20 protein-coding genes are annotated in these 22,025 nt (G+C 71.6%); 4 read left to right on the top strand and 16 right to left on the bottom strand.

Features of this window, described 5'->3' with window-relative positions:
* Positions 1–9: 9 nt before the first annotated feature.
* The gene (locus AB0J76_RS12125; RefSeq protein WP_352326373.1) at positions 10–813 is read right to left on the bottom strand and encodes a phytanoyl-CoA dioxygenase family protein; all 804 of its coding nucleotides are present in this window, start codon (positions 811–813) and stop codon (positions 10–12) included.
* 260 nt (positions 814–1,073) lie between these two features.
* Between AB0J76_RS12125 and AB0J76_RS12120 the strand changes: the two genes are divergently transcribed.
* Positions 1,074–2,213, top strand: a complete 1,140-nt coding sequence (locus tag AB0J76_RS12120) for a cytochrome P450 (RefSeq protein WP_352326374.1) — start codon at positions 1,074–1,076, stop codon at positions 2,211–2,213.
* Positions 2,214–2,256: 43 nt separating this feature from the next.
* Here AB0J76_RS12120 and clpX read toward each other — a convergent pair whose 3' ends face one another.
* Positions 2,257–3,546, bottom strand: a complete 1,290-nt coding sequence (gene clpX, locus AB0J76_RS12115) for an ATP-dependent Clp protease ATP-binding subunit ClpX (RefSeq protein ID WP_352326375.1) — start codon at positions 3,544–3,546, stop codon at positions 2,257–2,259.
* Between the two features lie 338 nt (positions 3,547–3,884).
* Here clpX and AB0J76_RS12110 point away from each other — a divergent pair, with 338 nt between their 5' ends.
* Positions 3,885–4,478: a sugar O-acetyltransferase gene (locus tag AB0J76_RS12110; RefSeq protein WP_352326376.1), complete on the top strand. Its 594-nt coding sequence runs from the start codon at positions 3,885–3,887 to the stop codon at positions 4,476–4,478.
* Here AB0J76_RS12110 and AB0J76_RS12105 read toward each other — a convergent pair.
* The 7 genes from AB0J76_RS12105 to xylA all read right to left on the bottom strand — a co-directional run bounded on the left by AB0J76_RS12105 (position 4,459) and on the right by xylA (position 12,221).
* A complete protein-coding gene (locus tag AB0J76_RS12105) occupies positions 4,459–4,707 on the bottom strand; it encodes an integrase core domain-containing protein (RefSeq protein WP_364389783.1) in 249 nt (82 codons plus the stop codon). The two genes, AB0J76_RS12110 and AB0J76_RS12105, sit on opposite strands and share 20 nt — an antisense overlap.
* 550 nt (positions 4,708–5,257) lie before the next feature.
* Positions 5,258–6,130 carry a GNAT family N-acetyltransferase gene (locus AB0J76_RS12100; protein WP_364389400.1) on the bottom strand — a complete coding sequence of 291 codons (873 nt, stop codon included), beginning with the start codon at positions 6,128–6,130 and terminating at the stop codon, positions 5,258–5,260.
* A gap of 864 nt (positions 6,131–6,994) precedes the next feature.
* The gene (locus AB0J76_RS12095) at positions 6,995–7,951 is read right to left on the bottom strand and encodes an aldo/keto reductase (RefSeq protein WP_352326387.1); all 957 of its coding nucleotides are present in this window, start codon (positions 7,949–7,951) and stop codon (positions 6,995–6,997) included.
* A gap of 215 nt (positions 7,952–8,166) precedes the next feature.
* Positions 8,167–8,994, bottom strand: coding sequence for an LLM class flavin-dependent oxidoreductase (locus AB0J76_RS12090; RefSeq protein ID WP_352326378.1), 828 nt, complete (start codon positions 8,992–8,994; stop codon positions 8,167–8,169).
* Positions 8,991–9,878 carry an alpha/beta hydrolase gene (locus tag AB0J76_RS12085; protein ID WP_352326379.1) on the bottom strand — a complete coding sequence of 296 codons (888 nt, stop codon included), beginning with the start codon at positions 9,876–9,878 and terminating at the stop codon, positions 8,991–8,993. The genes AB0J76_RS12090 and AB0J76_RS12085 overlap by 4 nt, the downstream gene beginning before the upstream one ends.
* A gap of 64 nt (positions 9,879–9,942) precedes the next feature.
* Positions 9,943–10,854, bottom strand: a complete 912-nt coding sequence (locus AB0J76_RS12080) for a LysR family transcriptional regulator (RefSeq protein ID WP_352326381.1) — start codon at positions 10,852–10,854, stop codon at positions 9,943–9,945.
* 194 nt (positions 10,855–11,048) lie between these two features.
* The gene (gene xylA, locus AB0J76_RS12075) at positions 11,049–12,221 is read right to left on the bottom strand and encodes a xylose isomerase (RefSeq protein WP_352326383.1); all 1,173 of its coding nucleotides are present in this window, start codon (positions 12,219–12,221) and stop codon (positions 11,049–11,051) included.
* Between the two features lie 111 nt (positions 12,222–12,332).
* Between xylA and xylB the strand changes: the two genes are divergently transcribed.
* A complete protein-coding gene (gene xylB / locus AB0J76_RS12070) occupies positions 12,333–13,787 on the top strand; it encodes a xylulokinase (protein ID WP_364389397.1) in 1,455 nt (484 codons plus the stop codon).
* 138 nt (positions 13,788–13,925) lie between these two features.
* Complete coding sequence (locus AB0J76_RS12065; RefSeq protein ID WP_352328396.1) at positions 13,926–15,161, top strand: ROK family protein; 1,236 nt, start codon at positions 13,926–13,928, stop codon at positions 15,159–15,161.
* Here the strand turns inward: AB0J76_RS12065 and AB0J76_RS12060 are convergent.
* The 7 genes from AB0J76_RS12060 to AB0J76_RS12030 are packed head-to-tail and all read right to left on the bottom strand — an operon-like array spanning position 15,124 to position 21,978.
* The gene (locus AB0J76_RS12060) at positions 15,124–16,503 is read right to left on the bottom strand and encodes a nucleotide pyrophosphatase/phosphodiesterase family protein (protein WP_352328395.1); all 1,380 of its coding nucleotides are present in this window, start codon (positions 16,501–16,503) and stop codon (positions 15,124–15,126) included. The two genes, AB0J76_RS12065 and AB0J76_RS12060, sit on opposite strands and share 38 nt — an antisense overlap.
* Positions 16,500–17,627 (bottom strand): metabolite traffic protein EboE, encoded by a 1,128-nt coding sequence (eboE, locus tag AB0J76_RS12055; protein ID WP_352328394.1) that lies wholly within the window; start codon positions 17,625–17,627, stop codon positions 16,500–16,502. Before eboE ends, AB0J76_RS12060 begins: the two co-directional genes overlap by 4 nt.
* Positions 17,627–18,478 (bottom strand): TatD family hydrolase, encoded by an 852-nt coding sequence (locus AB0J76_RS12050; RefSeq protein ID WP_352328393.1) that lies wholly within the window; start codon positions 18,476–18,478, stop codon positions 17,627–17,629. Before AB0J76_RS12050 ends, eboE begins: the two co-directional genes overlap by 1 nt.
* Positions 18,478–19,095 (bottom strand): EboA domain-containing protein, encoded by a 618-nt coding sequence (locus AB0J76_RS12045; RefSeq protein WP_352328392.1) that lies wholly within the window; start codon positions 19,093–19,095, stop codon positions 18,478–18,480. Before AB0J76_RS12045 ends, AB0J76_RS12050 begins: the two co-directional genes overlap by 1 nt.
* The gene (locus AB0J76_RS12040) at positions 19,092–19,943 is read right to left on the bottom strand and encodes a sugar phosphate isomerase/epimerase family protein (RefSeq protein WP_352328391.1); all 852 of its coding nucleotides are present in this window, start codon (positions 19,941–19,943) and stop codon (positions 19,092–19,094) included. Before AB0J76_RS12040 ends, AB0J76_RS12045 begins: the two co-directional genes overlap by 4 nt.
* A complete protein-coding gene (locus AB0J76_RS12035) occupies positions 19,940–20,836 on the bottom strand; it encodes an SCO3242 family prenyltransferase (protein ID WP_352328390.1) in 897 nt (298 codons plus the stop codon). The genes AB0J76_RS12040 and AB0J76_RS12035 overlap by 4 nt, the downstream gene beginning before the upstream one ends.
* Positions 20,833–21,978, bottom strand: coding sequence for an inositol-3-phosphate synthase (locus AB0J76_RS12030; protein ID WP_364389392.1), 1,146 nt, complete (start codon positions 21,976–21,978; stop codon positions 20,833–20,835). The genes AB0J76_RS12035 and AB0J76_RS12030 overlap by 4 nt, the downstream gene beginning before the upstream one ends.
* Positions 21,979–22,025 lie beyond the last annotated feature (47 nt).

Below are 22,025 nucleotides of genomic sequence, written 5' to 3'. Positions count from 1 at the left end.
AGTGCTCGATCACAGTGTCTCACGCCCCAGCTTGACGATGGGGGTGGAATCCCGGTCGACCAGGAACTCCGGCCGGTTCGGATGTCGCGGCAGATTGGTGACGGAGTTATAGCTGATGATGAGCAGCGCGCGCCTGTCGGCCGAGAGATTGGCCGACGACGAGTGCACGATGCACGGATGGAACACGTAAATGGTTCCGGGCGGTCCGGTCAGCAGCTCGGTGCCCCGCTCCGCAGCCAGCCGCGAGGCGACCTCGCCGGGTACGGTCAGCGGCAGCGAGGCGCGCATGTTGACGCGCCAGTCGGCCGCGGAGTCGTCCTCGTCCTCCGCCGCGTTCCACAGCGGGCCGAGCCGATGGCTACCGGGCACCAGGACCACCGGCCCGTTGTGCTCGTGCGCGTCGTCCAGCAGGATCGCGATGTTCACGGCGTGCGGCGCGGGCATGCCGTCCTCCGTCTGCCAGAACGGGAAGTCCTGGTGCCAGGGCCACTCGGCGCCGTCCCTCGGCTGCTTGAGGTTCACCTTGAACTGGTAGACATAGGCCGGGGTGCCGAGGATCTCCTCGGCAACGTCGACCAGCGGGGGAAGCCGGGTCAGGTCCGAGCACACCGGGTCGAAACGGTGGCAGCCGTGAATTCCGCGCACCGCCTGCGAGCCTTCTTCGTATACCAACCCCGGACGGCGCTCACTAATGTGACGTTCCACGCTGTCCCGCAATTTTTGGATTTCGCCGTCGGATAACCGATGGTCCAGCCGGCACCAGCCCTGGCGCTCGTACAGAGTTTTTATTCTGGTAATGGTCTGCTGAGTCATGAGCGCCCTCTCCGGGCCACTGCGGGCCGCTGCACCAGACATTCCAGAGGTCATCTTTGGCGATGACCGACGACCTGTCAAGATAGGCGGGAATCGAGGCTGTGCCACCGAAATATTCGCCGCGAAAAAAGCGCCTGCTTCCCATACGCCGGGCGCCCTTGTTATAACTTCCCATAACGAGCGACCACTGCCGAGGTGAGAGAATTCCCATGCCAGCCCAGGACGGTTTGCCGGCGTTGCCCTTCCCTCAACCCGACCCGATGTCCCCGCCGCCGCGGCTGCTGGAGCTGTCCGAACACCAGCCGGTCGCCCGCGTCCGCACGCAGGCCGGCGACGAGGCCTGGCTCGTCTCCCGATACGCGTACGTGAAGCAACTGCTCAACGACGACCGGCTGGGAATGTCGCACCGCGAGCCCGAACGCGCGGCCAGGATCTCGAACGCGAGCCTGTTCAGCGGCCCCTCCCCCGAGTACACCTTCGACACCGAGGTCGAGCGGCACACGGCGATGCGCCGGATGTTGTCGCCGTTTTTCTCCGCGAAACACATACTGAGGCTGCGGCCGAGGGTCGAGCAGCTCGCCGCCGAACTCGTTGCCGAGATGGCCGGCCTCACTCCTCCGGTGGACCTGCACACCCACTTTTCCTGGCCGTTTCCGGTGCTGGTGATCTGCGAGCTGCTCGGCGTGCCGTACGAGGACCGCGAGCGGTTCCGCGCCCTGTCGTACACGATCGCCGGCCTCCGGGACAGGGACGCCTCGATGGCGGCGCTCGCGGAACTGATCGTGTACATGGGGGACCTGGCCAGGCGCAAGCGGGCCGAGCCGGCCGACGACGTGATGTCGGAGCTGTGCAGGACGCAGGACGACGACACGGTCGCGATCCGCAGCGCCGGACTGCTGTTCGCCGCCCACGAGACCACCACGGGCCGGATCGACGTGGGCGTGGCGATGCTGCTCGGTCACCAGGGCCAGTGGGACAGGCTGGTGGCGGAGCCGGAGCTCATCGACGACGCGGTGGAGGAGATCGTGCGCGCGGCGCCCATCGTCTCGATCGGGGGCGTCGTCCGCTACGCGCGGGCCGACATCGACGTGGGCGGGGAGCGGATCAAGGAAGGCGACGCGGTCCTGCTGAGCCTGGTGGCCGCCAACCGGGACCGGACGGAGTTCCCCGGAGGGGAGCGGTTCGACATCGGCTGCAAGCACGCCGGCGCCCATCTCGGGTTCGGGCACGGCGGCAGGTACTGCCTGGGCGCCCCGCTGGCGCGCGTCGAGCTGCGGGCCGCTCTCACCGAGCTGACCACCGCTCTGCCCGGACTCCGGCTGGCAGTGCCGCCCGGCGAGCTCAGGATCAGGACGAGCCAGCTCTCAGGCGGTATCGAGGCGGTCCCCGTCACCTGGTGATCAGCCGGCGGGTCAGGAGGGCCGCCGGCGCGGGGCGCGGCTGCTACGCCGACTGTTCCCGGGGCCCGCGCTTCCTGGCCAGGGCGGCGCGCCCGAGAGGGATCAGGCTCGGGTTGACGCTCTGCAGCACCGTGTCCTCGGTGATCAGCACCCGGGCCACGTCGGTGCGGCTGGGAACGTCGAACATGACCGGCAGCAGCACCTCCTCCATGATGGCCCGCAGGCCTCGCGCTCCCGTGCCGCGCAGCAGCGCCAGCTCCGCGATCGTGTCGAGCGCGTCGGGGGTGAACCCGAGCTCGACGCCGTCGAGCTCGAACAACCGCGCGTACTGTCTGACGAGCGCGTTGCGCGGCTCGGTCAGGATCTGGACCAGGGCCTCGCGATCGAGGTCGTGCACCGTCGTGATGACCGGCAACCGGCCGACGAACTCTGGGATCATGCCGTACTTGACCAGGTCCTCCGGCATGAGTGCCGCCAAGGCGTCACCGTGGCCGTGCTGCTCGCCCGCCGGGCGCAGCACCGCGTTGAAGCCCATCCGCCGCTGCCCGACGCGCTGCTCGACGATCTGGTCGAGGCCCGCGAAGGCGCCTCCGCAGATGAACAGGACGTTGGTGGTGTCGATCAGGATGAGCTCCTGCTGCGGGTGCTTGCGGCCGCCCTGCGGCGGGACGGACGCCGTGGTGCCCTCCAGGATCCGCAGCAGCGCCTGCTGGACGCCTTCGCCCGACACGTCCCTCATGATGGACGGGTTCTCGCTCTTGCGGGCGATCTTGTCGATCTCGTCGATGTAGACGATGCCCGTCTCGGCCTTGCGCAGGTCGTGGTCGGCGGCCTGAATGAGCTTGAGCAAGATGTTCTCAACATCCTCGCCCACGTAGCCGGCCTCGGTCAGAGTCGTCGCGTCGGCGATCGCGAACGGCAGGTCGAGGAGCTTGGCCAGGGTCTGGGCCAGGAGCGTCTTGCCCGACCCCGAGGGCCCGAGCAGCAGGATGTTGGACTTCGCGAGCTCGACGTCGTCGCCGCGCGAGCCGGTGCTGCCGGAGAAGACGCGCTTGTAATGGTTGTAGACCGTGACCGACAGCGTTTTCTTGGACTTCTCCTGTCCGACGACGTGCGCGTCGAGGAACTTGTAGATCTCGTGCGGCTTGGGCAGGTTGCCGCGCCTGACCTCGGTGGTCTCCTCGGTTTCTTCCTCGAAGATCTCGTTGCAGATCTGGATGCACTCCTGGCAGATGTAGACGCCCGGGCCCGCAATGAGCCGCCTGGCCTGCCGCTGGCTCATTCCGCAGAACGAGCATTTGAGCTGATCCGCACGATCACCGAGGCGTGCCATTTCAGTCGCTCCTTCGCATCTGGCCACCCCTGGCGGAGTATCCCAGTCGTTCGGAACCTCTGGATTCGAGGCCACCTGTGCCGACATTATCCCGGCGGGGTCTCTTCCCCGGTCCGGACGCTGCCAAGCGCGGACTTCCGCGTTTTTTCGCTCCACAGCGTACACGCCTGGGACGCCCCCTCGACCGGGGCAGGGAAGGCGGCGAGCCTCGTGCGCGCCGGGCTTCCGGCCACGCCCGCCATAAATGGCGACGGCGCGCGAATTTCGGTCCGAAAATTATTGACGGTCCGGCGGCGGAGAGCGGTCTCGCAGAACTCCGGAGTCGCGGGTTACACTCGATGATCGCCCGGATCCACAGCATGGAGAGGTCATCGATGGCGTCAGCGAAAGAGAAGATGCTTGCGGGCGAGCTTTATATCGCGGACGATCCCGAACTCAACGCCGAACGGCTCGAAACGGCCCTGATCGTGGCGCGATTCAATTCGTCGAGCGCCGCCGATCCACAGCTCCGGCAGCTGATTCTGAAAGAGCTGTGCGGTTCCGTCGGCGATTCGGTCGAGGTGCGGCCGCCGTTCAGTTGTGTTTACGGTGAGCCGATCTCCCTCGGCCACCGGGTGTTCGTGAACTTCGGCTGTGTTTTTCTCGACATGGCGCCCGTCGACGTCGGCGACGGGGCGTGGCTGGGCCCGGGCGTCCAGTTGCTCACTGGCACCCACCCGCTCGACCCCACCTTGCGGAAGGCAGGTTACGAGTACGGCGAGAAGGTCACCGTGGGGCCCGACGCGTGGCTCGGCGGTGGTGTGATCGTGCTGCCCGGGGTCACGATCGGCGAGGGTTCCGTGGTCGGCGCCGGCAGCGTGGTCACGAAGGACGTCCCCGCCGGCGTCGTCGCCTACGGGAACCCGGCTCGCGTCATCCGCACCCTGACCTGAGCCCCCGCACGATCACCATGCCCCGCACCGCCGTTGTGGTGTCTGGCGGCCGTTGGCGCCTGGACTGGTGCGGCCGGTGCGCGTTGTAGTGGTTCAGGTACTCGCGGAGCACGAGGGCCAGATGGCGTTCGCTGAGGATCAGCATCCGGTCCGGGAGTTCGCGGCGCAGGGTGCCGATGGCCCGGTCGCAAATGGCGTTCATCCTCGGCGTCTGCGGCAGTGTGGTGATGGTCCGCAGCCCATTGGCTGTGAAACCTCCCGAAGGGCGACGGTGAAGAGCGAGGCCCGATCTTGGATCAAGAATCGTAGCCTGGCGATGCGCTTTCCAGATCCATGACCAAGTTGCGGGCCTGCTGCACCGTCCACGCCCCAGTCGGATGCGCGGTCACCCCACCCTGAAGGGTGTCAATACTCCGTTCACGCCTGCCGCATCGTGGGCCGGCTGACGCTGCTGACTCGTAGCGACGCGACCAAGAACATGGAGATCCTCGTGCCGCGGCACGAGGTCGCCGTGTTGCGCCGTCAACTTGGCCGTCCGAGGCTGTCGTGGGCAGATCGAGCGGTGCTGTCCGCGCCGGCCCGCAGACTGCCGGAGATGATGCGGGCACAGCGGATCTCCTCATCGGTGAACACACGGGTTGACAACGCGCCTCACCCGCCCACGTCAGCCCCCGAAGCAACGCAGCCCGGGCTTACGCCGGGGATCTCGCCTCCTCCTCCCGTGGTCGACCAGTAGCGAGGGCTGCAGACGGGCCGCCGATACGCAGGGCCGCCCTCGCCTAAGCGAACCGTCCCCAGGTCGTGACGAGCGGACGGTAGCCCTGGCGGGACCAGAAGGGGACGGACAGCGGATTCGGGGCCGCGTAGTGCACCAGTATGGTCTCGACGCCTGCCGCTGCGGCCTCGGCATGGGCGTGGGCGACCAGCGCGGTGCCGATGCCGCGGCCCCTGCTGACCGGTCGCGCGTACAAGGAGCCCACGTACGCCACGGGCGGAGGCTTCTGCACGGCGGGCGCGATCCAGCCCGAGTGGTCGGGGTGATGGACCGCGAGCATGCCGGCGACTTCACCGTCCGATTCGGCCAGCCAGCACCAGCCGTCGTCACGGGCGAGCTTCTCCTCGAGCTCGGCCCGGGCGGCGGAGGGCGTCGAGGGCAGCACCGAGAACCAGCCGAACTGGGCCTCGTAGGCGACCAGCTCCACGTACAGCCGGCACATGGCATCCAGATCGTCCGCCGTGGCCCGCCGTATACCTGGAGACGAGTGCCCGCCCGCTGAAGCGGGGCCGACGCGGACGCCGAGCACGGAGCGTGGCGCGAACCCCCGCCTGACCAGTGCCGCCACGGGCGCGGCATCCCGGCTCGGCCAGTTCACCACCAGCCCGGAACCCGGCTCGGCGTCGAGGGTCGAGATCCACCGGTCGAGGAGGCCGCCGAGGGCGTACGCGGGGTTGTCGTCGGCGACTCTGGCCTGGAGTGAGTAGGTGGTCAGCGGGCCCCAGCGCACTGACGGGGCGCCGGGGTCGGCTCTGGACACCGAGGGGGCGCCGACAGCGTTCACGGTCTCGATCAGGTCTTCGCCGAGATCCGCGACGGCGACGAGAGGGTCGGCGGCGCGCACACGCTCACGGTGACAATCGATCACATCGCTCACGGTTTGCAACACTAAACCGCCGTAGCGACATTTCAGCTTCCGCAACGGCTGCGTGCTGGTTTCCGCCCCCACATAGCCATCGAGGCCCGAAGAGCGTTGGGGGTCCGAGACGCCCCGCCTGGGGTCATGGTGGCGTCGCTGGAGGGAGACGCGGGCGGACACGTGCGGTCTGCTCAGCTCTCGGACGGGACCGCCGTCGAGGCCGACCTGGTGCCGGCCTCGCTGGGGTCGATCCGTAACGTGGAATGGCTGGAGGGCTCCGGACTGGCGGCCGGCTTCTGGGGTGTCGGCTGCGACGCCGGCGGGCGCGCCTTCGACCTCAACGGCGTGGCGACCGACAGGGTCTACGTGGCGGGAGATGTCGCGCGGCCGATCGGTCCCTCATCATGCTCGAACGCGACCTGCGTGAGGTCCTTGCCGAAGACAAGGCCTACTCGACAGGCATCGACCACATCGGACCCCGCAGCAGGCCGGCCCTCTGCGGGCGCTGCTCGATCTCGTCGACGCCGACATCGACGTGCCCCGACGCGACCGCCTCACCCGGGCATTCACGCAACCGGCCTGCAATCGAACAACGAGCGGGGCGGTAGTCAGGACCACGAATACAGCCAGGTTCACCGTGAACGGCGACAACTACGCATGCCACATCGTCAGGGCACTTCCACGGGCCGTAAATCGTGATCGAGTACGGGTACGTGGGCGCGCCGCATTTCGCTGGTCGCTGCGCCACGTTGTCGCCGTATACCCAACCGTGGCATCGCTCCGGTACGACATCCCCTGCCCCACAACGACCGACCACTCCATCTCGCGGATGACAACGTAGGGTGTCGGAACTTCGGCCCGCCCCCTCCCGGGGTCGGCGGGTCAGTACCGGCTGCCGGCCGGTGCGGGCAACGCGTCCAGGTCCGCGAGGTCTTCCGGGGTGAGCCTGAGGCGTGCCGCGGCGGCGTTCTCCTCCACCCGTGAGCGACGCCGGCTCCCCGGAATCGGGACGACGTGCTCTCCCTGGGCGAGCGTCCAGGCGAGGGCGACCTGGGCCGCGGTCGCCTGGTGCCGTGCGGCGATCCGCTCCACCGCGTTCACGATGACCAGGTTGGCCTTCAGGTTCTCCTCCTGGAAGCGGGGGTTGCGGGAGCGGTAGTCGTCCGGGGAGAAGCCGGCCTCACGGAAGCGGCCGGTCAGGAAACCGCGGCCGAGCGGTGAGTAGGCGACGAAGGCGGCGTCGTGGCGGGCGCACCACTCCAGCGACGTGGACAGGTGGTCTCTCGTCCACAGGGACAGCTCCGACTGCACGGCCTTGATCGGGTGGACGGCCTGCGCCCGGTCGAGCTGTTCCAGGCTGAACTCCGAGACCCCCACGGCCAGCGCCTTGCCCGCCGCCACCATCTCGGCCAGGGCGCCGACGCTCTCCTCGACCGGCACCTCGGGGTCCGGGCGGTGCAGGTAGTACAGGTCGACATGGTCCACGCCCAGCCGCCGGAGCGAGGCGTCGACGGCCGCGCGCAGATGCTCGGGCCTTCCGTCCGGCACAGGCAGGGCGGGGGCGCCGTTCCCGGTGGTCCGCGCGACGTTGCCGCCCTTGGTGGCGAGCACGACCTCCTCCCGCCGTCCGGCGATGGCCCTGCCGACGGTCTCCTCGTTGGTGAAGGGTCCGTACACGTCGGCGGTGTCGAGGAAGTTCACGCCCAGGTCCAACGCCCGCCCGATGACGGTACGGGGGTCCTCGGCGTCCGGGGAGTCGCCGTACGCCCACGTCATCCCCATGCAGCCGAGCCCGACCGCGCCCACCTCCGCTCCGCCGGGCCACAACCGCCGGGTCATCCGATCCTGATGCATCTCGCCGTTCACGACGTTTCTCCTCCTCATCCGATCAGACCATGCGGTCTGCCCAGGAGCGGAGTGATGAATCGCCGGTCAGCGGAGGCGTCGGAGATGGATCCGGCGCCGTCGTGGGCGGTGTGCCCGCCGTCCATGGGGATCTCCGCGCCGCTGACGCAGGACGACTCGTCGGAGATCAGGAAGGCCGGTGAAGCGGCTCAGGCGCCGTCGCCCGGGTTCGCCGGGCCGTCGCGGAGTACGCCGCGTACCGTGTCGAGCCGTACACCCGGGTCGAACTCCGTCAGCCACCAGGTCGCGCCGGCGGCGGCGTACGGCAGCGGGTCGACGCCGGCGGGCAGGCTGACGGCGATGTCGTACGAGGCCATGTCGCCGTTTCGCAGCTCGGTGAGGGTGCCGGCGACCTCGGCGAGCTGGTCCGGGCGTTCCAGGTTGATCGGAAAGAAGCCGTCGAGCCGGGCGGCCCGGCGGATCGGCTTGACGTTGCCGGGGAATCCGGCGGCCCATACCGGCACGCCTGGCCGCTGAACCGGCTGCGGCAGGAACGTGATGTCGTCGACGGTGTAATGCTCGCCGCGGTGGCGCACCGGCTCTCCGGACCACGCGGCGGCCAGGATGGCCAAGGACTCATCGAGCATCCGCCCCCGCTGCCGGTCGTCGAGTTGCTCGCCGGTCCTGGACAGCTCGCCGCCGAACCGATCGCTGCCGAGTCCGACGCCCAGGGTGAGGCGGCCGTCGCTCAGCTGGTCCAGTGTCGCGGTTTCCCGCGCCACCTTGGCCGGACGCCGGCGGGCGAGCGTCGCCACCATCGGACCGAGCCGCAGCCGCTCGGTGGCGGTCGCGACCGCCGCCAGCGTGATCCACGAGTCGGCGACCTGCTGGACCGGCTCCCGCCAGGACAGGTGATCCCACACGAAGCAGCCGTCCCACCCGGCCTCCTCCGCGTCGGCGGCCAGGTTCGCCACCGCCCGCGGGTCGGCGAGCTCGTCGAAGAGCGGCAGCCAGAGTGCCGATCGCAGCCGGCTCACGGGCGCTCTCCGCTGGAGACCGAAAGGATCTCTGCGATCGCGACGTCCCAGAGCTCCGGCGGTGGCATCTGGTGCCCCATGCCCTCGAGCGGGACCAACCGGGCTCCCGGGATCTCCCGTGCCAGCGCCTCGCCGTGCCCGTACGGGAGCAGCGGGTCCGCGGTGCCGTGCAACACCAGCGTGGGCGCCGCGATCTCGGCGAGGCGGCCGCGGACGGGCTCGCCGCCGTCGAGCTGCCAGTGGTTCTGCGCCGACGCAGGGGACGGGCTGCGGTCCCAGACGCGGCCGGCGATGCGGCGCATCCGCTCCTCGTCGACGGGAATGGTGCCCGCGAAGGTGCGCTCGCCGTCGGTGTAGTACGCGATGACGGCCTCGCGGTCGGACCAGTCGGGCGTCTGGTCGCCGTCCTCGGCGAACCGCTTCGCCAGTTCGGCGCTCATCGGCGGCAGGTCATGGCGGTCGGGACCGCCGGGTCCGCCCGGGCTGGTGGCGATGAGCGTCAGGGAGGCGACCCGGCCGGGGTGGCGCACGGCCAGGCGCTGGGCGATTCCGCCGCCCATGGAGACGCCGACGATGTGGGCGGCCGCGATGCCGAGTTCGTCGAGCAGGCCGACGGCGTCGTCGAACAGGGCGTCGTTTCCGTACGGCGGCGCGCCGGGCGGGAAGGTCGTGGAGCGGCCGGTGTCCCGGGTGTCGTACCGGATGACGTGCCGGCCGCCGGCGGCGAGGCGCTCGCAGAAGTCGTCGTCCCACCAGTCCATCGACGCCTCAGCGCCGCCGATGAGCAGCAGGGCGGGCGCAGCCGGGTCGCCGAACGTCTGGACGCAGAGCTTTATGCCGTTGATGTCGAGGAGCCGCTCGGGGTGATCTTGGTTGGCGTTCATGTCCGGCACGCTAGGCCTGGCCGCCCCATCGCGAAAAGCTATGATTTTCGATCGAGTCGATCGCCTACAGCGATATACCGTGTTCCATCTGGCCGGCCAGCTCAGCGGCGGCTGCGACGGCGAGGTCGATGGCCCGGGCCGCCAGCGGCGAGCGGGTGCGCCCGGCCGGCCGACACAGGTACCACGTGCAGGTGGGCGGCGGTTCCAGCCGATGGATACGGAGCCGGTCGTCGGACCAGACGTCCGACCCCAGGAGGGCGAGCCAGGGCAACACCGCCGAGCCCAGGCCCACCCGCACCATCGACACGACGGTTTCGTGGCCGGCCGTGCGGAACACGATCCGCGGCCGGGCGCCCGCGCCGGCGAGCTCCCGTTCCAGCCATCTCTGGTGGACGGTGGGCGGCCAGGCGACCATGGGAGTGTCGTCGAGCAGTTCGACCGGCACCGGACCGTCGGGGAACGCGCCCGCGGCGGCCACCAGGAGGTGAGGCTCATCCAGCAGCTCGACGTGTTCGACGTCGCCGTCGATGCGGTCGTAGTGGAACAACAGGTCGAGATCTCCGATGTCCGGGTTCTCAGGTGCCACTTCCGACAGCCTGACGTCGCAGCCGGGGTGCTCGCCCAGCAACCCGCGCACCACTGCGGGCAGGATCAACCGGGTCGCGCCCTGGAAGGTGCCGATGTCGATTCGGCCGTGACCCGCCTTGAACCGATCGACGGCGTCGGTCAGCGCCTCCGACCTCGCGAGCAGATCACGCCCGTGGGCCAGGACCAGCTCGCCGAGAGGAGTGGCGCGCACCGGCCTGGGACCTCCCGGCCGGTCGAAGACGGCCCCGCCGACGGCCTTCTCCAGCGCGGCGATCTGCTGGCTCACCGACGACTGGGTGTAGCCGAGGCGAACCGCCGCCCGGCCGAACGTCCCCTCCTCGGCGATGGCGGCCATCGTCCTCAGGTGGCGCAGTTCCACGTCAGCCATGACGGCCAGATTATCGTCAAGAGCGATTGATTCGAGCGAAATAATCACATTCATTGATGAATGCGCGCTACTCCCGGTGCTCCTGCGCGACCGGCTGCGCCGCAGCCCTCACGACCCCGCCGTCGGCGAGTACGCCGCCGACGACGGGTCCGGTCGACTCCAGCCTTGAGCCGACCGGACGCGGTCAAGCGTCTTCAGCCGCGCGCCGCCAGCAGGTGATCCATGGCGAGCTGGTCGAGGCGTTCGAAGGCCATTCCGCGCTCCGCGGCGGCCTTCACGTCGAAGTCCTCGTAGGCGGTGCGGTCCGCGAGGAAGTCGGCCACGGTCTCGCCCTCGCCCAGTGTCGGCAGCGCGAGTTCGTCCAGGCGTGAGGCACGCAGGGCCTCCTGCACCTCCGGGTCGGCGCGGAAGGCCGCGGCCCGCTCCTTGAGGATCAGGTAGTTGCGCATGCAGCCGGCGGCCGAGGCCCAGACGCCGTCGATGTCCTCGGTCCGCGGCGGCTTGAAGTCGAAGTGGCGGGGGCCGTCGTAGCCGCCGGTCTCCAGCAGGTCCACCAGCCAGAAGGCGGCCCTCAGGTCACCGGCCCCGAAGCGCAGGTCCTGGTCGTACTTGATGCCGTTCTGGCCGTTGAGGTCGATGTGGAAGAGCTTGCCCGCCCACAACGCCTGCGCGATGCCGTGCGGGAAGTTCAGCCCCGCCATCTGCTCGTGGCCGACCTCGGGGTTGACGCCGTACATGTCGGGCCGTTCCAGCTGCTCGATGAAGGCCAGGACGTGTCCGATGGTCGGCAGGATCATGTCGCCGCGCGGCTCGTTCGGCTTCGGCTCGATGGCGAAGCGCATGTCGTAGCCCTGCTCGACGACGTGCGCGCCGAGCACGTCGAAGGCCTCCTTCATCCGCTCCAGCGCGGTGCGGACGTCCTTGGCGGCGCCGCTCTCCGCGCCTTCGCGGCCTCCCCAGGCGACGTACGTCTTCGCGCCGAGCTCGGCGGCGAGATCGATGTTGCGGATGGTCTTGCGCAGCGCGTAGCGGCGCACGTCCCGGTCGTTGGCCGTGAAGGCGCCGTCCTTGAAGACGGGCTGGGTGAAGAGGTTCGTCGTGGCCATGGGGACGACGAGACCGGTCTCGTCCAGGGCCTTGCGGAACCGCTTGATGTGCTCTTCGCGCTCGGCGTCGGAGGAGCCGAACGGGATCAGGTCGTCGTCGTGGAACGTCACGCCGTAGACGCCGAGACCGGCGAGCCGTCGCACGGTCTCGGCGGGATCGAGGGCCTGCCGGGTGGCCTCACCGAAGGGGTCCCTTCCCTCCCAGCCGACCGTCCACAGGCCGAAGCTGAACCGGTCCTCCGGGGTGGGGGTGTAACTCATGCTGCCTCCCTGCCATTTGTCATGCCGATTGACAAATTAGTACATTGAGACGTCCCGGGGAACCCTTCATCCGCATCCCGGGTTCGAGACGAAGGACGCGAGGGCGAACAGATGGCGGCAGCCGTACCCGTGCAGGAAGGCCCCTTGGTCATCGGCGTGGACAGCTCCACGCAATCGACGAAGGCGCTGGTCGTCGATGCCGCCACCGGCGCCGTGGTCGCGCGGGGACAGGCCCCGCACACCATGAGCGGCGGGCCCACGGGCGACGGCAAGGAGAGCGACCCCGAGCAGTGGTGGGCGGCGCTGCGGGAGGCGCTCGCCCAGTGCGGACCGTACGCCTCGCGGGCCGCCGCCGTCTCCATCGCCGGCCAGCAGCACGGGCTCGTCACGCTGGACCGCTCCGGCCGGCCGGTACGCCCCGCGCTGCTGTGGAACGACGTCCGCTCCTCCCCCCAGCGTGACCGGCTCATCGGCGAGCTGGGCGGCCCCCAGGCGTGGGCGGAGAGGACCGGCAGCGTTCCCGCGCCGTCGTTCACGGTCACGAAGTGGGCCTGGCTGCGCGAGAACGAGCCGGAGGCGGTCCGCGCGACCGCGGCCGTCCGCCTCCCCCACGACTACCTGACCGAACGGCTCACCGGGCAGGGCACGACCGACCGCGGCGACGCCTCGGGCACCGGCTGGTGGGCGGCCGCCTCCGGGACGTACGACGAGGAGATCCTGGAGCACGTCGGGCTCTCCCCCGAGCTGTTGCCGCGGCTCCTGCCGCAGGGCGCGGCGGCCGGGACCGTACGGAACCTGCCTGGCCTGCCCTTGGCGCCCGGCGCGCTGGTCGCGGCGGGCACCGGCGACAACATGGCGGCGGCACTCGGGCTCGGGCTGCGTCCGGGGCGGCCGGTGCTCAGCCTCGGGACCTCCGGCACGGTCTACGCCGTCACTGTCCGCAGACCCGCCGACCCGACGGGGATCGTCTCGGGGTTCGCCGACGCCCGCGACGCGTGGCTGCCGCTAGCCTGCACGCTCAACTGCACGCTGGCCGTGGACAAGATCGCCGGCCTCCTCGGCCGCGACCGCGAGGCGGTCGAGCAGGGCGGCTCGGCCGTCCTGCTTCCCTTCTTCGACGGCGAGCGCACGCCCGACCTGCCCCTGGCCTCCGGGCTGCTGTACGGGCTGCGCCACGACACGACACCCGGGCAGGTGCTCCAGGCCGCGTACGACGGCGCCGTCTTCGCCCTGCTCACCGCCCTGGACCGGGTCCTCGACGAGGACGGCCCGCCGGACGCCCCCATCCTGCTCATCGGCGGCGGTGCCAAGGGCACGGCCTGGCGCGAGACCGTCCGCAGGCTCAGCGGCCGTCCCGTCCAGGTGCCGGAGGCCAGGGAACTGGTCGCCCTGGGAGCCGCCGCGCAGGCCGCCGGGCTGCTGCTCGACGCCGACCCGGCGGCGGTGGCGCTCGGCTGGGCCACCGCCGAGGGCGCCCTGTACGAACCGGTCCAGCGCGACGACGAGGCGTCGCACCGCATCAGCGAGGTCATGTCCGGGGCGGAAGGACTGCTGCGGCGTGGATGAGGCCGCCCGCGCCGTAGCCTGACACCTGGCGGTTCTCACTTCGCACCGCGGAGTCCGGGTCTCTCCACACGAGCCGCCTCCGCCACCCCCGGTGGCACGGAGCCGGAGAGACACGACGACCGGTCTAGAGGAGTCCAGGTGTCAGAGCCACCGTCCATCACCCAGCAGGAGATGCGCCGGCGCAACCTCTCGCTCGTCGCGCACGCCGTGGCTCGGCTCGGCCCGCTGTCCCGCGCTTCCGTCGCGGCCCACATCGGCTTGACGCGGGCCGCCGTCTCGACGCTCGTCGACGAGCTGATCCGCGACGGGCTGCTCGTGGAGCTGGGACCGTCGCGCCCGGGAACCGTAGGACGTCCCGGCAGCGCGCTGCAGCTCAACGACCAGGGACCGGCGGGTCTCGGGGCGGAGATCGGGGTCGATCGCCTCGCCGTGTGCGCGGTGGACCTCAGCGGGCGGGTGCGGGCGCGGGTCACGTACGAGGGCGCCAACCGGGGGCGCGAGCCGGGGCCCGTGCTGCGCGACCTCGCGAGGCTCGTCCGGAAGGTCTCGGCGGAGGCGGAGGGCCAGGGGCTACGACCGGCGGGGCTCGCCGTCGCGGTGCCCGGCCTGGTGGCGCGCGGGTCGTCGTCCGTGGTACGCGCCCCCAACCTGGGCTGGGAAGGCGTGGACCTCGCCCCCGCGCTCCCCGCTCTCCCGCTGACGGTCGACAACGAGGCCAACCACGGCGCGCTCGCCGAACTGTGGCTCGGGGCGCACGACCCTTCCCTCCGCAACTTCGTGCACGTCTCCGCGGAGATCGGCATCGGTGCGGCCATCGTCATCGACGGACGCCTGTTGCGCGGGACGCACGGCTTCACGGGGGAACTCGGCCATGTTCCGGTACGCCCCGAAGGCCCGGCGTGCGCCTGCGGCGGCCGAGGCTGCCTGGAGCGATACGCGGGCGAGGAAGCCCTGCTGCGGTCGAGCGGCGTCGATCTGGCGCGGGTCGCGGCCCTGCATCCGGGTCCGGGCGGCCGCATCGCCTTTCTGGCGGAACGCGCCCGCGAGGGCGACCAGCAGGTACGGCGTGCCCTGCGCGAGGCCGGCAAGGCACTCGGCATCGCCCTCGCCGGCGTCGTGAACCTCCTCGATCCGCAGAAGGTGATCCTCGGCGGCGGGCACTCCCCGCTGCTGCCGTGGCTGCTGCCCGCCCTGGAGCGGGAGCTGGACCGCCGGGTCATGGATCCGGGCCGCGTGGGCCAGGGCGCGGTGATCGTCTCGCGCCTGGGCTCGGACGGGCCTCTCCTCGGCGCGGCCAACTCGGTCGTGCAGGCGTGTCTCGACAATCCGGCCCGGCTCAAGGCAGGCGGCAGAGGCGCAGCAGCAGGTCCTTGACCTCCGTCGCCTCGAACCGGTCCTTGCCCAGGGACGGGTCCGAGCAGAGCAGCACCGGCCCGTCGGCGGCATCGGCGGGGAGCAGCCCGTGCGAGCCTCGTACGGCGCGGGCGCCCTGGTCGAGGCCGACGACGTTCATGAGGTGGCGCAGGCCGAGCTTCTTGCGCAGCAGCGCCACCCCGGCCCTGCGCTTGGCGGCGCCGGGGTTCGCCGGGTCGAAGAAGAGCTCGGCCGGGTCGTAGCCGGGCTTGCGGTGGATGTCGACGAGGCGGGCGAAGTCGGGTGCGCGGGCGTCGTCGAGCCAGTAGTAGTAGGTGAACCACGCCTCGGGCTCGGCGAGCAGGACCAGGTCGCCGGAGCGGGGGTGGTCCAGGCCGTACGCCTTCTTCCCCGCGTCGTCGAGCACCTCGGCGACGCCGGGAAGGGCGGCGCAGAGCTCGGCGACGGCCGGCACGTCGGCGAGGTCGGCCACGTAGACGTGCGCCACCTGGTGGTCGGCGACGGCGAACGCGCGCGACGTCCACGGGTCCAGGTACTCCATGCCGTCCTGGGTGTGGACGTGCAGGAATCCCTCCGCGCGGAGCGTCCGGTTGACGTCGACCGGGCGGGAGACGTCGGTGATGCCGTACTCCGACAGCACGACGACCGTCCGGCCCGCCACCGCGGCGGTGTCCAGCAACGGCGTCAGCACTGTGTCGAGCTCGGCGGCCGCCGCGGCGGCGCGCGGGTCGGACGGGCCGTACCGTTGCAGGTCGTAGTCGAGATGCGGGATGTAGGCCAGGGTCAGGTCGGGGTCGTGCGCGGTCATGACGTGCTGGGTGGCGCGGCAGATCCAGGCCGAGGAGGCAAGGCCCGCCCCGGGGCCCCAGTAGGTGAACAGGGGGAACGTGCCCAGCTCCGCGGTGAGCTCGTCGTGCAGCTCCGGCGGGTGGGTGTAGCAGTCGGCCTCCTTGCGGCCGTCGGCGTAGTAGATCGGCCGGGGGGTGACCGTCCAGTCGACGTCGGCGCCCATCGCGTACCACCAGCACACGTTCGCCACCGTGAGGCCGGGCCGCTCGCGGCGGGCGGCCTGCCACACCTTCTCCCCGCCGACGAGCGCGTTGTGCTGCCGCCACAGCAGGACCTCGCCGAGGTCGCGGAAGTACCAGCCGTTGCCGACGACGCCATGGCCGGAGGGCGGCAGGCCGGTGAGGAACGTGGACTGGACCGAGCAGGTGACGGCGGGCAGGACGGTGCCGAGTTCGGCCTGGAAGCCGCCCTCGGCGACGGCCCGCAGCCGCGGCATGTGCGCCAGCAGCCGAGGGGTCAGCCCCACCACGTCCAGGACCAGCAGCGATGTCATGAGGTCACTCCCAGCTTGTGCAGCTCGGCACGGGCGAAGTCCAGCTCCCCGGCGATACCGGCGGCGAGCTGCTCAGGGTTCCGCGGACGCAGCGCGGGCGGCAGCACCCCCCAGGTGTAGGTCTCCACGTCGAAGTGGTCGCAGAGCGGCCGCGGCCCGCCGAGGAGTTCCGCCAGCGCCGCGCGCAGCACGGGGACGGTCGTGGCCAGCGGCGCGGCCGGCGTGACGTGGAGGGGGACGTGGTAGTGGACCCGCCACGGTCCGGGCAGCGACCGTTCGAACGCCTCGTCGAGGTCGTCGGCGGACTCCCCCGCCGGGTTGCGCGTCTGGTGCAGGAAGCGCGGCTCGGCGTACTCGCGCAGGACGTCAGGCTCGGCGGACTCCAGGGCGGCGGAGAGCTGGACCTTGACGACGGGCAGGCCGGCGCGGCCCAGCTCTTTCAGCGCGTCGGCCGGATCCTCCCACGCGCAGGCCAGGTGGGCCAGGTCCAGGCAGACGCCGAGCCGGTCGCGGTCGACGTCGGCGAGCCGGGCCACCGCCTGCGCCGTCGTCTCCACGACGCAGCCGGGTTCGGGCTCGAAGCCGACCCGTACCGGCCGCCCGGTGGCGGACTCGACCGCGGCCAGGCCGGCGGCGAGCCGATCGAGACGGCGGGCGGCGCGGTCGGCGGTCGCGGTGTCCCACGGGTCGCGCCAGGCGAGCGGCAGCGTCGAGACCGACCCACGGGCCGCGTCGTCGGGAAGCAGGTCGGCGAGAACGAGCGCCAGGTCCAGCGTGTACGTCAGGCGGTCCCGGGTGGTCCAGTCGGGACGGTAGACGGCGTGCTTGACGACCGGGTCCTGGAAGGAGCGGTAGGGGAAGCCGTTGAGCGTGACCACCTCCAACCCCCGTACGGACAGCTCGCGGCGCAGGCGGGCCCGCAGGGCGGGGTCGGCGGCCAGGGCGGCGGCGACGGGCGCCGCCAGCCAGAGCCCGAGCCCGAGGACGTCCGTGCCGAGGCGGGCGCGGATCGGGACCGCGTAGACGTCGAGCTGGGCAAGGATGCCGTCGAGGTCCTCGGCGGCGTGCACGTTGGTGCAGTAGGACAGGTGCAGCGGGGTTCCTCCCGCGTGGCGGAGCCGCATCAGCTGCCGCCGCGCTTGATGGAGCTGCCTTCGAAGGTTTCCCCGCCCGAGGCGGAGGCGGTCAGGTCGAGCCGTCCCGACTGGCCGTAGAACTCGACGGGGTTGCGCCACAACACCCGGTCGACGTCGTCGTCGGTGAACCCGGCCGCCAGCATGGCCCTCCCGGTCTCCAGCGTGAGCAGCGGGTCGGAGACGCCCCAGTCGGCGGCGGAGTTGACCAGCATCCGGTCGGGGCCGTACCGCCGCAGGATCTCCACCATGCGGGGCGGCGACATCTTCGTCTCGGGGTAGATGGAGAAGCCCGTCCAGCATCCGGCCTCGCGGACCATCTCGACGGTGACCTCATTGAGGTGGTCCACGGCGACCCGCTCGGGCGCGATGCCGGAGGCGGCGACGACCTCCAGCGTGCGCCGCGTGCCGGCGGCCTTGTCGCGGTGCGGGGTGTGCACGAGCGCCGGCAGGTCGTGCTCGAGGGCGAGGCCGAGCTGCCGCTCGAAGGCGTCGTCCTCCTCCGGGGTCATCGAGTCGTAGCCGATCTCACCGACCGCGACGACCCGGTCCTTGTCCAGGTAACGCGGCAGCAGGTCGAGAACGGGACGGCAGCGGGGGTCGTTGGCCTCCTTGGGGTTCAGCGCGATCGTCGCGTGGTGGACGACACCGAACTGGGCGGCCCGGTACGGCTCCCAGCCGATCAGCGAGTCGAAGTAGTCGGTGAAGGAGCCGGGGCCGGTGCGCGGCTGGCCCAGCCAGAAGGCGGGCTCCACGACGGCCCGGACGCCGGCGGCGGCCATCCGCGCGTAGTCATCGGTGGTGCGGGACGTCATGTGGATGTGCGGGTCGAAGATGCGCATCAGGACTCCTCGCGGGTCAGACGGTCGAGCAGGGCGGCGGCGTCGGCGGGCATCGGGCGTCCCGCGGCCGCGCGCTCGTCGGCGAACGCGGCCAGCATCTCCGCCAGCTCAAGGTCGGCCCGCTCCTCCAGCCCGTCCACGGCGATCAGCGGCACGCCCATGAAGACGCACTTGAGCACCGCCTGCCGCCAGGCGGCCTGGTCGAGGTGACGGGCGTAGGGGCCGAGCGCGGCGGTCAGCAGGCGGGCGTCGTTCGTGCGGATGGCGTCGTGCAGGAGCGGCAGGCCCGCTACGCCGACGGCGAGCATCGGCAGGGCCTTGAGCGCGGCCTGCTTCTCGTCGGCGTCGCCGTGGTGGTAGAGGTCGGCGATCCCGGCCACGGCCCGGTCCGGCGGCAGCGCGGCCAGCAGCAGCGCGCGGGTGGCCTCGTCCGCCGTCCAGCCGGGCACGCCGGGCAGCGGGGTGCGCCCGGCCCGCCGTCCGGCCTGGGCGAAGGACCGGCTGATCGTCTCGGGCCGCTCGCCCGCCTCGGCGAGCGCGGCGTCCACCCATTCCGCCCGAGAGGTCTCCCGCAGCGTCTCCCGAAGCGCGGCGCGCAGCCGCTCCGGACCTGTCATGCCGTCCTTCCTACGTTGGAGGCCCGCTCGGCGTCGCGCAGGAACTCGATCGAACGCGCGGCCACGACGGGCGCGGCGTGGCTGTGCCGGGGCAGCTCGACCGCGACCAGGCCCCGGTAGCCCGCGTCGGCGAGCGCCCGCAGCACTGGCGGGAAGTCGATCTCCCCTTCGCCGAGCTCCAGGTGTTCGTGCACGCCGCGCCGCATGTCGTCGATCTGTACGTTGACCAGGTGCCCGGCGAGGGCGGCGACGCAGTCGGGCACCGGCTGGGGCTCGTTGCAGCGGCAGTGCCCGATGTCCAGGGTGATGCCGAAGCCGTCCGGGGAGCCGAGCGCCTGGTGCAGCGTCCGCCAGCCGGCGATCGTCTCGACGAGCATGCCCGGCTCGGGCTCGAACCCCAGCGGCACGCCGGCCCGCCGCGCGGCGTCGAGAACCCGCCCGCAGCCGTCGACCAGCCGATCCCAGGCGGTGGCCCGGTCGACGCCGGCCGGGCGTACGCCAGACCAGAACGACACCGCCTCAGCCCCGAGATCCGCGCCGACGGCGACGGCGCGGCTCAGGAAGTCCACCCGGCGGTCGCGGTCGTCGTCCAGCAGGGTCGGGGCGTGCTTGCGGCGCGGGTCGAGCAGGTAACGCGCGCCGGTCTCGACGACCACCGCCAGGCCGAGGTCGCGCAGCCGGTCGGCGACCCGCGCCACGCGCCGTCCCAGGCCATCGGCGTACGGGTCGAGGTGGCAGTGGTCGAGCGTCAGGGCCACCCCCTCGTAGCCGAGGCCGGCGATGACGTCGAGGGCGTCGGTCAGGCGGTGGTTGGCGAAGCCGTTGGTGCCGTAGCCGAATCGCGTCATGTCGCGGAGATCCTTCTGACCAGGCGCCGGGCCAGCGGGACCGCCGCCCAGAGGGCGAGCGCGACGCGGGCCGCGCCGGCGCGCGCGGTGAGTGCCGCCTGGAGGGCGGGCAGGCTGACGATGCCCGCGCTGACCGCGTCGCGCACCCGGCCCGCGCGGGGGTCGGCGACTGCGCGGGCCTGGGAGAGCCCGAACTGCGCGGCGTACCAGGCGGCGAGGGCCGGCTGCGTGAGGCTCACGCCGGTGCGGACGGTGACGGCCGCCCGATCGGGGCTCGCGCCGCCGCGGGCGGTGACGGCGGCGAGCGCGACGGTTCCTGAGAGGGTGAGCGCGGGCAGGCGCGGACCGGTGCCCGACACCTCCGCCCGCGAGAGCGCGGTCAGCAGGTACGTGTGCGCGCCGACCGTGACCGCGGCAGGCAACGCGTCCGCGACATGCCTGGTGGAAAGGGCGGGGGCGGTGCCGAGGAGGACGTCGAGGGTGCGGCAGAGGGCCATGGTCAGGGGACCGGCGCGGGTGCCCTTGGCGGCCACGTCGTACGCCCAGACGGCGGCGGCCAGCGGGACGGCGACCGCCAGGGCACGCCGGCCGCCCGCGAGCCCTGCCACGGCGAGCCCGGCAGCGGTGAGGCCCACCGCGACGCCGAGAGCCGCTCCGGCGGGCACCCGCCCTGAGGGGATGGGACGTTCCGGGCGTTCGACGGCGTCGAGACGCCGGTCGGCCCAGTCGTTGGCCGCCATTCCCGCCCAGTACAGGCAGACCGAGGCGCAGGCCAGCCCGACGGTACGGCGGCCGAGCACCCCACCGGCGGCCGCCCCGGCGATCACGTCGCCGGGGACCGACAGCGCGGCAGGAGCCCGGACCAGGTCCAGCAGGTCTCGCGGCGCCGTCATCGCGGGGCGCTCGCGTACGCTTCGACGGCGGCCCGCAACGACTGCCACTGCTCGGCCAGCCCGTGAGGCACCTCTCCGAGGGGGTCCTTGAAGAAGAAGGCGAGTTCCGTGAGCGGCCCCGTGCGCCCAGCCCGGTGGGCGGCGGCGGTCAGGCGTGCCAAATCCAGGACGAGCGGTGCGGCCAGGGCGGAGTCGCAGCCGTGCCAGGTGAACTCCATGCGCATGCGGGTTCCGAGGAAGCCCTCGAAGGAGATCAGGTCCCAGGCGGTCTTGAAGTCGTCGAGGTCCTCGACGAAGTCGATCCGGGTGTCACCCTGCGGGACGTAACCGAGCGTCTCGGGGAGCACACGCTGCTTGCTGGCGGCCTTGGCCGCGTTGGCGGCCGGATCCGCCAGGTTCGCGCCGTCACCGCCGCCCAGCAGGTTGATCCCGGACCAGGTGCGCACCTTCAGGTTGCGCTGGGCGAACATCGGGGCGAGCACCGACTTGACCAGCGTCTCGCCGGTCTTGCCGTCGTGGCCGCCGTACGGGAGGGCCTTCTCCCGGGCGAGGGCGTCGAGCGCGGGCAGGCGGGCGCCGGTGGAGGGCGTGAAGTCGACGTACGGGCAGCCGGCGGACAGCGCGGCGTAGGCGGCCAGGGCACTGGGCGGGAGAACCGGGTCCGGACCGTCCAGCGCGGAACGCAGCGCGTCGAGGTCGGCGTGCGCGAGGTGCGGTGACGGCGCCGGTTCCGTGGTGGAGACGTTGATCACGACGACCCGGTCCAGGTCGTGCCCGGCGCGGAACCGGTCGAGGTCGGCGGCGATGGCGCGGGCGGTCTCGCCCTGCGTCGCGGCGACCGGCAGGGGCCGCACGCGCTGCTCGATGCCGAGCAGCGCGTCCTGCACCGCGCTCGCCAGCCCGTCCGGGACGACTCCCGCCTCGGCCAGCGCGGCCGCCTTCTTGTCCAGGGGTGTGGAGGAGATGTCGTGGCCGCCGAAGACCAGGTCCCCGATGCCGGGCAGGGCGTCATGGCGCAGTTCCGGCGTCTCCAGGACGCATCCGGTCGGCGCGGCCAGGCCGGCCCGGATCGCCAGTGCGCCGATCATGCTGGTGACCGCGACCGATCCTCGTGCCCCGATCAGCCATAATCCCGTTCTCATTGCTTTCCTCTCGCTGTTCTTCTCGCGATCGGTCAGCCGGGACGGCG

Origin of the sequence: Nonomuraea sp. NPDC049624, from assembly GCF_040675255.1 — a bacterium.
Taxonomy (GTDB): domain Bacteria; phylum Actinomycetota; class Actinomycetes; order Streptosporangiales; family Streptosporangiaceae; genus Nonomuraea.
The sequence above is the reverse complement of the archived record's forward strand: the minus strand, read 5'-3'. Positions and strand labels throughout refer to the sequence as shown.